The sequence below is a fragment of the Rhodococcus sp. 5G237 genome (genome assembly GCF_053764735.1).
The window spans coordinates 513,684-525,619 of the sequence record NZ_JBSNCD010000005.1 but is presented as its reverse complement, the minus strand read 5'-3'; the positions used below and the strand labels follow the sequence as shown (position 1 = coordinate 525,619).

Here is an 11,936-nt window from a genome sequence, read left to right as displayed (position 1 = left end):
GAGTGTGCTCACGCCTGCCACGCACGACCCCCGGGTACCCGACACTCATGCAGGTCGGTGTTCTCGAACGGGGCAGATTCGTCGGATCGTGGATCGTCCGCGCGGTGCGCGAGGCCGGACACGAACGGTACGTCGCCCTCCAAGCGTTCCGGTCCACGCTCGCCGCGGTGGTCGCGTGGCTCGTCGTGACCGAGGTCTTCCACTTCCAGCAGGCCTTCCTCGCGCCCTACGTCGCGGTCTTCCTCGTCGAGGCGACACTCGTGCGCTCGCTCCAGCAGGCGGTGGTGCAGGTCGGGGCAGTGATTGCGGGTCTGCTGGTCGCGGTCGTGGTGACCCGGCTCGTGGAGTCGACGACCGCTGCGATCGGAATCGCCGTGGCGGTCGGCTACTTCGCGGGTCGCTGGCGGCGGTTCGGGGCCAGTGGCATCTGGGTGGCGATCACCGCGCTGCTGGTGATCGCGACGGGCGCCTCGGACAGCCCGATCCTGCTCGGTGAACGACTCGCGGAGACGATGATCGGCGCCGCGATCGGCGTCGCTGTGACGGCGCTGGTCTTCCCGCCGGTGTACTCGGCGGGCAAGGAGGCCCGCGAACTCACCGGTGAGCTGCGCGACCTGCTGCGGGACATGGCGTCCGGATGCCGTGAGGGATCGTCGGGGGTGCGGGACTGGGTGCAGCGCGCGCGGGGCATCGACAGCCTCGTGCAGCGCGCCTTCGACGAATCACGGTGGGCACACGAGAGTGTCCGGATGAACCCACGCCCCGCCGCTGCACGGGCCGGGGAATGGGCACGCCGCTGGGACCGGACCCTCGACGACCTCTCGTCGGTGTCCAGCGCCGTCGAAGAACTCGCGCACGCTCTGGACCCAGTCCTCGGCGACGACATCGCCGAAGCCGACCGCGACCGCCTGCGGACGGGGATCGCAGCGATGCTCGACGCCCTCGCCGAGATGGTCGATGCCGTGGGGGCGGGCCGGGAAGTCGACCCCGACGGGGCGTGCCGCAGCAATCTCACCGAACTCGAGCGGTTCGCCACCGAATCGGACGACCTGGTCCTGACCGCGCGACTCGGCGCCGTCCTGCACACGGCCCGCCGGATCGTCGCGGCGATGGGACTCGAGGTCAGGTGAGCACGACCAGCTCGGTCGGCGACTCCACCTCGACCCTCAGTCCCGCCTTCGACGCCACGCGGGCGAGCGCTCCGATATCGCTCGGCTCCGCGCGGGTGAGGACCAGCGCGCGGGCCAGCAGGCCCTTGTGGTGTTTGTTGAAGTGGCTGACGACCTTGCGGGTGCCATCGGGCTGCTCGGTGAGCACGGTCGCGGTCACCGCACCCGGCACGGGACCGAGCTGCTGGTAGACACCGGAGCGGAGATCGACCACGAGGTCGCCGCCGGCCTCGGCCATCAGCGCGTCGGTGAGCTCGTTCCGCCACACGGACTTCAACGTGCCGAAGCCGGGCAGTTTCGACCCTCCCGAGAGACGGTAGGCGGGAATCGGATCCGCAGCCCGGACCGCGCCGAACAGCGCCGACCCGATGCCCAGGCGCCGATAGGCCTTGTCCCGTTGCGCCTTCGTGAACGCTCCCGCGTCGAGCGCGTCGTACAGCACCCCGGTGTACCGCTCGAGCGCCGGGCGGGTGGGGGAGACCCACAGCTTCGCGTTGCGTTCGATCTCGTCGGTGCCCTTCGTGCCCAGTCCGAGTGCGCGGCTCGACTCCTCGGGGTCGGCGGCGAGGTCGACGAGGGCCTGCACGAGCATCTCCCGCGTCTCCGTCAACTGCGGCATCGACAGGTCGGCGAGATCGAGCGGCCCGCCGTCGCCGCCGTCGGACTTGGTTTCGGATGGAGGGAGAAGCACCAGCACAACCGGTAACCGTACCGACGTCACTCGAGGCGGCCACGGTAGGCTGCAGGGTCGTGATCACCCGCATGTCGCACCTGTTCCTCCGCACCCTCCGAGACGACCCGGCCGACGCCGAGGTCGCGAGCCACAAGTTGCTGGTCCGAGCCGGATACGTGCGACGTATCGCGCCGGGTGTGTACTCGTGGCTGCCTCTGGGTCTGCGGGTGCTGCGACAGATCGAGCGGGTCGTGCGCGAGGAGATGAACTCCATCGGTGCGCAGGAGATCGCTCTGCCCGCGCTGCTGCCGCGCGAGCCCTACGAGGCCACCAACCGGTGGACGGAGTACGGCGACAGCCTGTTCCGGTTGAAGGACCGCAAGGGCGGCGACTACCTCCTCGGCCCCACGCACGAGGAGCTCTTCGCGCTCACCGTGAAGGGTGAGTACAACTCGTACAAGGACTTCCCGGTCACGCTCTACCAGATCCAGACGAAGTACCGCGACGAGGAGCGCCCCCGCGCCGGCATCCTCCGCGGTCGCGAGTTCGTCATGAAGGACTCCTACAGCTTCGACCTCACCGACGAGGGCCTGTCCCAGTCGTACAAGGCGCATCGCGACGCCTACGAGCGCATCTTCGCGCGCCTCGGTGTGAAGTACGTGATCGTCTCGGCCACCTCCGGCGCGATGGGCGGCAGCGCCTCCGAGGAGTTCCTGGCCGACTCGCCCGCGGGCGAGGACACCTACGTGCGGTGCCTCGAGTCCGGCTACGCGGCGAACGTCGAAGCGGTGAAGACCCTCGCGCCGGAACCGCTGCCGATCGACGGACAGCCCGAGGCGGTCGTGCACGACACCCCCGACACCCCGACGATCGCCTCGCTCGTCGCTTCGGCGTCGGAGGTCCTCGGTCGTGAGGTCACCGCGGCCGAGACGCTCAAGAACGTCATGGTCAAGGTCCGGCAGCCCGGTGGCGACTGGGAACTGCTCGGCATCGGCATCCCCGGCGACCGCGAGGTCGACGACAAGCGCCTCGAGGCCTCGCTCGAACCCGCCGAGGTGGAATTGCTCACCGACGCCGACTTCGAGGCCAATCCCTTCCTCGTCAAGGGCTACATCGGCCCGAAGGCGCTGCTCGCCAACGGTGTCCGCTATCTCGTCGACCCCCGCGTGGTCGACGGCACCAGCTGGATCACCGGTGCCGACGAGCAGGGCAAGCACGTCTTCGGGCTGGTCGCCGGTCGCGACTTCACCCCGGACGGGACGATCGAGGCCGCCGAGGTGCGCGACGGCGATCCGTCGCCCGACGGAGCCGGCCCGCTCGTCTCCGCCCGCGGCATCGAGATCGGTCACGTCTTCCAGCTCGGCCGCAAGTACACCGATGCCTTCGCGGTGGACGTCCTCGGCGAGAACGGCAAGCCCGTCCGCCCCACGATGGGCTCCTACGGCGTCGGCGTGTCGCGTCTCGTCGCGGTGGTCGCCGAACAGCAGCACGACGAGAAGGGCCTGCGCTGGCCGTCGGAGATCGCGCCGTTCGACGTGCACCTGGTGATCGCCAACAAGGACGAGCAGGCCCGCGAAGGCGCCGAGAACCTCGCCGAGGAACTCTCGAACGCCGGCCTCGAGGTGCTCCTCGACGACCGCAAGGCGTCGCCCGGCGTGAAGTTCAAGGACTCCGAGCTGCTCGGCATGCCGCTCGTCGTCGTGGTCGGCCGCGGCTTCGCCGACGGCAAGGTCGAGGTCCGCGACCGTTTCTCCGGCGAGGCCGACGAACTGCCGATCGGTGAGGTCGTCCAGCGCATCGTCTCGCGCTGACCCCCTTGTCTGCCGGTGCCCTCGCACTCGCTGTGCGGGGGCACCGCTGTATCTGCGCGAAGGCGGCAATATCGACGTCGGATAGGTAATGCTAACCTCATTCCGTTCTTGTGGTCTGTCACGACAGAAACGGATGGTGGAAATGAGATCGACGGTGCGGCGGGAGAAGCGGCGGGGCGTGGCGTCGTCGTCCCGGTGGGTCGCGGCGGGACTCATCGGTGCCCTCGCCTTCACGGCCGGATGCTCGAGCCGCGACACCCAGGAGGCCGACGCATCGACCACCGGTGACGCCGTCACGATCGTCGACCAGCGAGGCGAGACGATCACACTCGACGGTCCGGCCGAGAAGGTGGCCTTCACCGTCATGCCCGCCCCCTCGATCTTCGCGGCGGTCGACCGGAGCTACGACCGCATCGTCGGCATCAACCAGTCCACCCTCGTCGCGAACCAGGGCGGCATGTTCGCCACCATGTTCCCGGCGTCGGCCGAGTCGACCACCGTGGCCGGAAGCGACTTCGTGCCCAATATCGAGACGCTGCTCGAACTCGACCCCGATGTCGTCGTGCAGTGGGGCGATCGTGGTCCCGACGTCGTCGAGCCCATCGAGTCCGCCGGTTTCCCCGTGGTCGGACTCGAGTACGGCACGCAGGAGGACCTGGAGACGTGGATCACCCTGTTCGCGCAGATCGCAGGTAAGCCCGAGCGCGGTGAGGAACTCGTCGCCTGGCAGCGCGCCGAGATCGAAGAGATGCGCGAGAAGGTCGCCGAACAGGACGCCCTGCGACCGCGCGCGATGATCCTTTCGCGCAACGGCGACGCCTACAGCACGACGAGCGCCACCGGATACGACGGTTTCCAGTTCGATCTCGTCGGGGCCGATCTCGTCACCGAAGGATTCGTCTCGGATTCCGGCCAGGTCAGCCCCGAGCAGATCCTCGCCTGGAACCCCGAGGTCATCATGCTCAGCGGTTTCGACCAGAGCACCCCGGCCGACATCTACGCCGACCCGCGCCTCGCCGGTGTGAGCGCGGTGCAGAACGGCCGCGTCTACAAGACCCCGCTAGGCGGTTACCGCTGGCAGGTCCCGAGTGCCGAGTCGCCCCTGATGTGGGAGTGGATGTTCCGCATCCTCTACCCGCAGGAGCAGACCGGTGAGTTCCGCGACGACATCCGCGCCGCCTTCGACGACCTGTTCGCCTACGAGATCTCCGAGGACGAGATCGACCAGGTGCTGCGCTTCGATCTGAACCGGGACGCCGCGAGCTATGACCAGTTCGCCCGTTGACGCGACGGCCCGCTCGACCTCCCCGGCGTCGGTCTCGACGCCGCGGCAGGCGAGGTGGGGCCGTAATCCGCTGATCATCGCGGGTTTCACCGCACTGGTCGTGGTGGTCGCTCTCGTCGCGCTGGCAGTGGGACGCTATTTCGTTCCTCCGAACGAGATCGTCCGCCTGCTCGCCGGCCAGATCCTTCCCCTCCGCGAGACGTGGACGCAGCAGGAGAGCACGGTCGTCCTCGACGTCCGCCTGCCTCGCGTGCTGCTGTCCATCCTGATCGGCGCCGGACTGGCGCTCACCGGCGCCGTGATGCAGGGGGTCTTCCGCAATCCCCTCGCGAGCGCACAGATCCTGGGAGTGTCCTCCGGTGCCTCCTTCGGAGGCGTGCTGGTGCTGCTCGTCGGACTCGGCGGAGTCGCCCTCGTCGGAGGCGCTTTCATCGGCGGGGTGATCGCCCTGCTGCTGGTCCTCACGATCGCGCGGGCCGTCCCGGGGGCACCACTGCTCATGATCATCCTCGGCGGGACCGTCGTGGGCGCGATGTTCCAGGCGATGGTCTCGTTCATCACCTATATCGCCGATCCCTACAGTGAACTGCCGTCGATCGTCTTCTGGCTCATGGGATCTCTTGCCACTGCCAGTTACGGGAAACTCGCGATCGCCGCGGTGCCGATCCTCCTGCCCGCCCTCGTGGTACTCGCGCTGCGCTGGCGTTTGAACATCCTGTCGATGGGGGACGAGGACGCCGTTGCGCTCGGCCTGCGCCCGCAACGCCTGCGGCTGCTGCTGCTCGGTTGCGTCGCGATGATCACCGCCGCTGCGGTGGCGGTCTCGGGTGTCATCGGATGGGTGGGCCTGGTCGTGCCGCACCTGGTGCGCATGATGATCGGCACCGACAACCGGATGGTGCTGCCCGTCAGCGCGCTGCTCGGCGCCGCCTATCTCACCGCCATCGACACCCTGTCGCGCGTGCTCAGTACGGCCGAGATCCCGATCGGCATCCTCACCGCGATCATCGGTGCGCCATTCTTCGTGGCCCTGCTGATCCGTAATAGAACTCGTCTGTGGGGTAGCGATGCTTGACGCGAAATCCATCTCGTTCCGGTACTCGGCCAAGGGGCCGTGGATCTTCGAGGACGTCACGGTCACCGCGTGCGCCGGTGAGGTTCTCGCTGTGCTCGGGCCGAACGCGCGCGGCAAGACGACGATGCTCAAGTGTCTGTCCGGCCTGCTCACACCGGTCACCGGGACCGTCACGTCCTCGGGCACCATCGGATACGTGCCGCAGAGTCATGCGGTGGCGTTCTCGTTCACCGTGCTCGACATCGTGCTCATGGGACGCGCCCGCAAGGTGCGCATCTACAGCAGCCCCACGAATGCCGACCGTGACGCCGCTCTCGACGCACTCGGTCGCGTCGGCATCCTGCATCTGGCCACTCGCGATTACGGCGGTCTGAGCGGGGGCGAACGGCAGCTCGTCCTCATCGCCCGGGCCCTGGTGTCCGGCTGCGACACGATCGTGCTCGACGAGCCGGCCTCCGCCCTCGACCTGCGGAACCAGGCACGTGTGCTCACGGTTCTGCGCGGCCTGGCCGACGACGGGATGGCCGTGGTCATGACGACCCATCATCCCGATCACGCCCTGCACATCGCCGAGCGTTCGATGCTCATGGTCTCCGCTGACGACCAGCGGGTCGGTGCCACCCGGGAGCTGCTCGGCGACGAGTTGCTCAGTGAGATGTACGGCGTGCCGATCGTCACCGCCGACGTCGCGACACCGAGTGCACTCCGGCGGTTGACGGTTCCGGATTTCGGACGGGGGATCGCATGAGCGTCCTGAAAGTGATGATGGCGCCGCGCGGCGGTGCGCTGGTCGACGGCTTCCGTGAGATCGACGTCTACGACCTGCCGTCCGTGTGCGGGCCCGAGGTCACCGGTATCTACTTCACCGGCGACGTCGATCAGGAGTATCTGTTCGACAACCGCGATGTGCTCGACGCGTTCGTCGCGCGAGGCGGCAGAGTTCTGATCAACGGTCACGTCCAGCGGATCTTCCTCACCGGCCTCACACGGTGGCGCAAGCTCGAATTCCGCAACCCCTCGGATCTCGCCCTGCGCCGGGTGAACGAGCATCCGGTGTGGGCCGGGATCGATCCGAAGGCCTTGCTGTACAACAGCGGTCGCCGGGGGCCGGTGCCCTTCGAGGAACTCGAACGTATCGGCGTGGCCGGTTTCTACGGCCGGGGGTGCTATCTCGACATGCCCGACGGCGCACAGGTGGTGCACGCCCTCGGACGTACCCGCGCACCGATCGACTACGAGTACCGGCTCGGACAAGGACGGGTGCTCGTGCACGGTGGCAACGACCTGCTGCAGTTCGCCGGCGAGCACAGGGGCACCGCGCATCTTCGTACGCAGATCCTCGACTGGCTGGAGGGCCGATGAGCCGAGCGACCCGAACGAATCCGGCGCCGGCGGTCGCCTTCCTGCACGGCGGCAGCCACAGTCACCTGGCGACACTGGCCGACCCCGCCCTCGCGCCCTACCGGATGCGCGCGGTGCACGTCCGTACCGGCGTACCCGAGGACATCGCAGGCTCCGATGTCGTGGTCGTCGCCGACCGGCTGCGGCCGGACCTGCTGTCCGGATGGGCAGCGGAGGTGAAGGATGCCCTGGAACGAGGTGCAACGGTCGTCGTCTTCGGCGAGAACCACGTCCAGGACTGGCTGGGAGTGCCCGAACAGCCGCGGCCGACCATCTTCTGGTGGTGGCGTACCGGTGAGGACCACCGGGTGCGACTGCAGGCACCGGACCATCCGGCCTGGGGATTCTTCTCCGACCGCTCGGTGATCTGGCACTACCACGGGGTGCTCGAGCCCCCGCCCGGCGCCGTGAGTCTGGCGGATCTGCACACCGTCGACGGGGAACGGGACGGTTCGATCCTGTTCGTCGACGAGACCAACCACCGCGGCCGCCTGCTGGTGACCACGATGGATCCGGTCTACCACCACGGGTCGGGCTTCATGCCCGGTGCCACCCAATTGCTGTACTCGGCCCTGCACTGGGCCACGAGAGGATAGGACGCGCGTGCTCACCGTCTACGAGTCGGGTCACCCGATCGAATTCACCTTCGCCGACCTGATGAAATATCACGGTCCCGAGTTTCCCGGGGGAGTGGCTCACGGTTTCACGGTGATGCGGCACGCCTTCTCGATCCTCGGCGACGTCGAGCGGCGGGAAGTTCGGGTGCGCACCGCTTTCCCCGGTCCCGGCGGACGCGACGCGGTGGAGATGGTGCTGCGTGCCGTCACCGACGGGCGTTATGTCGTCGACCCGGAACTGGCCGCGACCGAACGCGGAGCCACCCTCGCCCGCTACGTCTGGCAGTTCACCTGGCGCGAACGCAGCGTGACGCTGCAGATCCGCGACGACGGACTCGTCACCGACGAGTTCATCGCGCTCGGCGCCAAGCCCGGCCGTACCGACGCCGAGAACGCGCGGCTCACCGTGTTGAAGCAGGAGATGACCGATCGCCTGCTCGCCCGCGAGGTGGGCGCCGCTTACGAAGTGGTGGAGTGACCCACCCCGGGACACAATGAGGTGCATGGCCGACAACTGGAGTGCGACCGACAACTACCTCACCGACGTGCTGATCGGCGACGACCCTGCGCTGAGCTCGGCCCTGGAGGCGAACGCCGCAGCGGAACTGCCGCCCATCGACGTCTCCGCGCCGCAGGGCAAGTTCCTGCACCTGCTCGCACGGATCCGGGGTGCGCGCCGGGTCCTGGAGATCGGCACCCTCGGCGGGTACTCGACCATCTGGCTCGCCCGGGCCGTGGGGGAGTCCGGCCGGGTGGTCACCCTCGAGTACGAGCCGAGGCACGCCGAGGTGGCCCGCGCCAATCTCGACCGCGCCGGCGTCGGTGACCGCGTGGACATCCGGGTCGGCCCCGCCCTGGACTCGCTGCCGGGCCTGGTCGACGAGGATCCCTTCGACCTGGTGTTCATCGACGCCGACAAGGAGAACAACAGCAACTACGTGCGCGCGGCGCTCGGGTTGTCGCGACCCGGCACCGTCATCGTCGTCGACAACGTGGTGCGGGCCGGGGCCATCGTCGATCAGGACAGCGGCGACGAACGGGTCCGCGCCTCACGGGACGTGCTCGAACTGCTCGCCCAGGAACCACGGCTCGACGCAACGGCGTTGCAGACCGTCGGATCGAAGGGCTGGGACGGCTTCGCGCTCGCCGTCGTGACCGGCTGACCCGTGCTTCGGCCCGACCGGCTCAGGGTTGACCGGGGAAGGCCACCGACGGCACGATTCCGCGGCTCTGCCGCCACCGCGCCGCCCGCAGGGCCGCCTCGGTGAGTGCACCCACGGCCGTGGCCCGGGTGGCCTCGCTGCGAGCACGCTCCACGACCGATCGCCACGCGACCGCGGTGTCGCTCTCGATCTGCTCGGCGAGCTGCGCGGCGGACGCGGCGTCGATCACCGGGAACGGCACGGTGTAACCGGGTGCCGCGACCGGCGGCTCGACACTCGCGGCGCGCAACGCCTCGACCGTCGCATCACGGCGTGCGCGGTGCGCGGCGGTGTCCTCTGCCACAGCGTCCGCGTGGGTGGGATCTGCGAAGGCCGCGATCACGCCGTATCCGAACACCGCCGCGTGTTCGGCCTCGAGGGCGTCGACGAGGGCCTGCTGTTCGGAACCGAGTTCGGGTGAGCTCACGGCAACATCACCGCCGTCTGCACGGCGCAGGACGCGCTGATCGAGGCGAGAAGACCCGCGCGGTAACCCGAGAGCGTGCGTGCGAGGTCGGCGGCTTCGCGCTGCGACCGGTTCAACCGCTCACGGAGCTCCTCGACGGTCGGCAGCTCACCGGTGGGGGTGGTCACCGTGGTCGACGGGGGAGTGAAACTCGTGGTGGCACCCTCCATGCGGGCGATCTCGGCCTCGAGAGCGTCGGCGTGGGAGGTCCGCTCGGCCGCGATCGTGGTGAGCGCCGCGGACAGCTCCGGCGCCCGCGCGACCACCGCGGTGGCCGTCGCGGCGTCGGTGCGGGCGCGGGTCGCCTGGCTCGCCAGCGGATCCGGTTCGGCGGCATCCTCGTCGGAGGCGCCGCACGCGGTGATCGTCGTGATTCCGAACCCACCGACAGCGACCGACGACCATCGCAGGAGGGTTCGTCGGGAGATGGTGGGACGGTCGAGTGGCATCGGCACCGGACCATCCTGCCAGTCCCGTCGTCCGACGAAGGACGCCGCCCTGGTCACGGCAGCACGAAACGCGGGTTAGGCTTGATGTCTGCCGGTACGCATCCGTTCCGGCCCGCTGCCCGCTGCGACCACAACTGAACGAGGAGCCCGCCCGCCATGCCTGTGCCGCCCCCGGAGAGGATCGTCGAGCTCGTCTCCGATCTGCTCGCCAGAGAGGGATACGACCTCGAGGACGTGGTGGTCACGGCCGCCGGAAAGCACAGTACGGTGCGCCTCCTCGTCGACAGCGACGCAGGTCTCGGTCTCGACGAGGCGGCCCGCCTGAGCAGGATCGTCTCCGAGGCCTTCGACGGGGTCTCGGACTTCGGTGAGTCGCCCTACGTCCTCGAGGTCACCAGCCCCGGGATCGGCCGGCCCCTGACCGAGCCCCGCCACTGGCGGCGCGCCCAGGGTCGCAAGGCGAAGGTGGAACTGGCCGACGAGACCCTCGTCGCCCGCATCGGCGAGCTCGTCGGCGACGAGATCAGGCTCGTCCTGCCCGATCGGTCCGGGCCGGTCGTGCGTTCGGTCCCGTTCTCGGCGGTGCGCAGAGCGGTGGTGGAGGTGGAGTTCTCCCCGCCGCCGCCGAGGGAACTCGAGCTGGCGGGCGGGGTTCCGGACGGCCGGGTCGCGGCCGGGGAGCTCGCCGAAGGACCCGACGACGAGACCGGCAACGACGACCACGACGAGACGAACGAAACGAAGGTGGACAAGTGAATATCGAGATCGCCGCCCTGCGCATGCTCGAGGCGGAGAAGAACATCCCGTTCGACGAGCTGATCGCGACGCTCGAGACGGCCCTGCTCACGGCGTACAGGCACGTCGACGGACATCAGCCGCACGCGCGGGTCGTGGTCGACACGAAGACCGGCGCCATCCAGGTCCTCGCCGAGGAACGCGACGCCGACGGCAACCTGATCGCCGAGTGGGACGACACTCCCGAGGACTTCGGCCGGATCGCGGCGACCACCGCGCGTCAGGTCATCATGCAGCGCATCCGCGACGCCGAGCACGAGCAGCGCTTCGGCGAGTTCGCGACCCACGAGGGCGAGATCGTCAGCGGTGTCGTGCAGCGCGACTCGCGTGCCAACGCCCGCGGCATGGTCGTCGTGAAGATCGGTGGCGAGACCAACAACGCCGAGGGACTGATCCCGCCGGCAGAGCAGGTGCCGGGGGAGACCTACGAGCACGGCGACCGCATCAAGTGCTACGTCGTGGGCGTCTCCCGCGGACAGCGCGGCCCCCAGATCACCCTCTCGCGGACGCACCCCAACCTCGTGCGCAAGCTGTTCGCCCTCGAGGTCCCCGAGATCGCCGACGAGTCGGTGGAGATCGTCGCCGTCGCCCGCGAGGCCGGGCACCGATCGAAGATCGCCGTGCACTCGACCGTCCCGGGCCTCAACGCGAAGGGTGCGTGCATCGGCCCGATGGGGCAGCGGGTGCGCAACGTCATGCGCGAGCTGGGTGAGGAGAAGATCGACATCATCGACTACGACGAGGACCCCGCCAAGTTCGTGGGCAACGCACTCTCGCCGTCGAAGGTGGTTTCGGTCACGGTCGTCGACCCCGACGCGCGTGCCGCCCGGGTGGTCGTTCCCGACTTCCAGTTGTCCCTCGCGATCGGCAAGGAAGGGCAGAACGCCCGGCTCGCGGCCCGGCTGACCGGCTGGCGGATCGACATCCGCAGCGACGCGGCACCGGCCGGGAACGACGATTCACGCGGCGGCTCGACAGGCGCGTAGGAGTGGG

At 69.0% G+C, this 11,936-nt stretch carries 14 protein-coding genes; 11 read left to right on the top strand and 3 right to left on the bottom strand.

Annotated features, from left to right (window positions below; genetic code table 11):
- Window positions 1-47: 47 nt before the first annotated feature.
- Complete coding sequence (locus ACWPOC_RS14780; RefSeq protein ID WP_455408899.1) at window positions 48-1,130, top strand: FUSC family protein; 1,083 nt, start codon at window positions 48-50, stop codon at window positions 1,128-1,130.
- On the opposite strand, the gene yaaA is transcribed toward ACWPOC_RS14780, so the two are convergent.
- Complete coding sequence (yaaA, locus tag ACWPOC_RS14775; protein WP_455408898.1) at window positions 1,123-1,866, bottom strand: peroxide stress protein YaaA; 744 nt, start codon at window positions 1,864-1,866, stop codon at window positions 1,123-1,125. The genes ACWPOC_RS14780 and yaaA overlap by 8 nt on opposite strands.
- A gap of 53 nt (window positions 1,867-1,919) precedes the next feature.
- Between yaaA and ACWPOC_RS14770 the strand changes: the two genes are divergently transcribed.
- From ACWPOC_RS14770 to ACWPOC_RS14735, 8 genes are all read left to right on the top strand, one after another.
- Window positions 1,920-3,653, top strand: coding sequence for a proline--tRNA ligase (locus ACWPOC_RS14770; RefSeq protein ID WP_455408897.1), 1,734 nt, complete (start codon window positions 1,920-1,922; stop codon window positions 3,651-3,653).
- Window positions 3,654-3,795: 142 nt separating this feature from the next.
- Window positions 3,796-4,938 (top strand): ABC transporter substrate-binding protein, encoded by a 1,143-nt coding sequence (locus ACWPOC_RS14765; RefSeq protein WP_455408896.1) that lies wholly within the window; start codon window positions 3,796-3,798, stop codon window positions 4,936-4,938.
- Complete coding sequence (locus ACWPOC_RS14760) at window positions 4,919-6,013, top strand: FecCD family ABC transporter permease (protein WP_229580099.1); 1,095 nt, start codon at window positions 4,919-4,921, stop codon at window positions 6,011-6,013. Before ACWPOC_RS14765 ends, ACWPOC_RS14760 begins: the two co-directional genes overlap by 20 nt.
- Window positions 6,006-6,761, top strand: a complete 756-nt coding sequence (locus ACWPOC_RS14755) for an ABC transporter ATP-binding protein (RefSeq protein WP_059381205.1) — start codon at window positions 6,006-6,008, stop codon at window positions 6,759-6,761. Before ACWPOC_RS14760 ends, ACWPOC_RS14755 begins: the two co-directional genes overlap by 8 nt.
- Entirely contained in the window at window positions 6,758-7,375 is a 618-nt protein-coding gene (locus ACWPOC_RS14750; RefSeq protein WP_059381206.1) for a hypothetical protein, read from the top strand. The genes ACWPOC_RS14755 and ACWPOC_RS14750 overlap by 4 nt, the downstream gene beginning before the upstream one ends.
- On the top strand, window positions 7,372-8,010 hold the full coding sequence (locus ACWPOC_RS14745) for a hypothetical protein (RefSeq protein WP_059381207.1): 639 nt from the start codon (window positions 7,372-7,374) through the stop codon (window positions 8,008-8,010). Before ACWPOC_RS14750 ends, ACWPOC_RS14745 begins: the two co-directional genes overlap by 4 nt.
- Window positions 8,011-8,017: 7 nt before the next feature.
- Window positions 8,018-8,509, top strand: a complete 492-nt coding sequence (locus ACWPOC_RS14740) for a hypothetical protein (RefSeq protein WP_059381208.1) — start codon at window positions 8,018-8,020, stop codon at window positions 8,507-8,509.
- Window positions 8,510-8,534: 25 nt separating this feature from the next.
- Window positions 8,535-9,194, top strand: a complete 660-nt coding sequence (locus ACWPOC_RS14735; RefSeq protein ID WP_230787458.1) for an O-methyltransferase — start codon at window positions 8,535-8,537, stop codon at window positions 9,192-9,194.
- A 22-nt stretch (window positions 9,195-9,216) separates the two neighbouring features.
- Here ACWPOC_RS14735 and ACWPOC_RS14730 read toward each other — a convergent pair whose 3' ends face one another.
- Both ACWPOC_RS14730 and ACWPOC_RS14725 read right to left on the bottom strand, forming a co-directional pair.
- Window positions 9,217-9,660: a ferritin-like domain-containing protein gene (locus ACWPOC_RS14730; RefSeq protein ID WP_455408895.1), complete on the bottom strand. Its 444-nt coding sequence runs from the start codon at window positions 9,658-9,660 to the stop codon at window positions 9,217-9,219.
- Entirely contained in the window at window positions 9,657-10,148 is a 492-nt protein-coding gene (locus ACWPOC_RS14725) for a hypothetical protein (protein ID WP_455408909.1), read from the bottom strand. The genes ACWPOC_RS14730 and ACWPOC_RS14725 overlap by 4 nt, the downstream gene beginning before the upstream one ends.
- A gap of 156 nt (window positions 10,149-10,304) precedes the next feature.
- Here ACWPOC_RS14725 and rimP point away from each other — a divergent pair, with 156 nt between their 5' ends.
- Together rimP and nusA are read left to right on the top strand one after the other, a co-directional pair.
- Entirely contained in the window at window positions 10,305-10,904 is a 600-nt protein-coding gene (gene rimP / locus ACWPOC_RS14720; RefSeq protein ID WP_455408894.1) for a ribosome maturation factor RimP, read from the top strand.
- Window positions 10,901-11,929, top strand: coding sequence for a transcription termination factor NusA (nusA, locus tag ACWPOC_RS14715; protein ID WP_230787453.1), 1,029 nt, complete (start codon window positions 10,901-10,903; stop codon window positions 11,927-11,929). Before rimP ends, nusA begins: the two co-directional genes overlap by 4 nt.
- Window positions 11,930-11,936 lie beyond the last annotated feature (7 nt).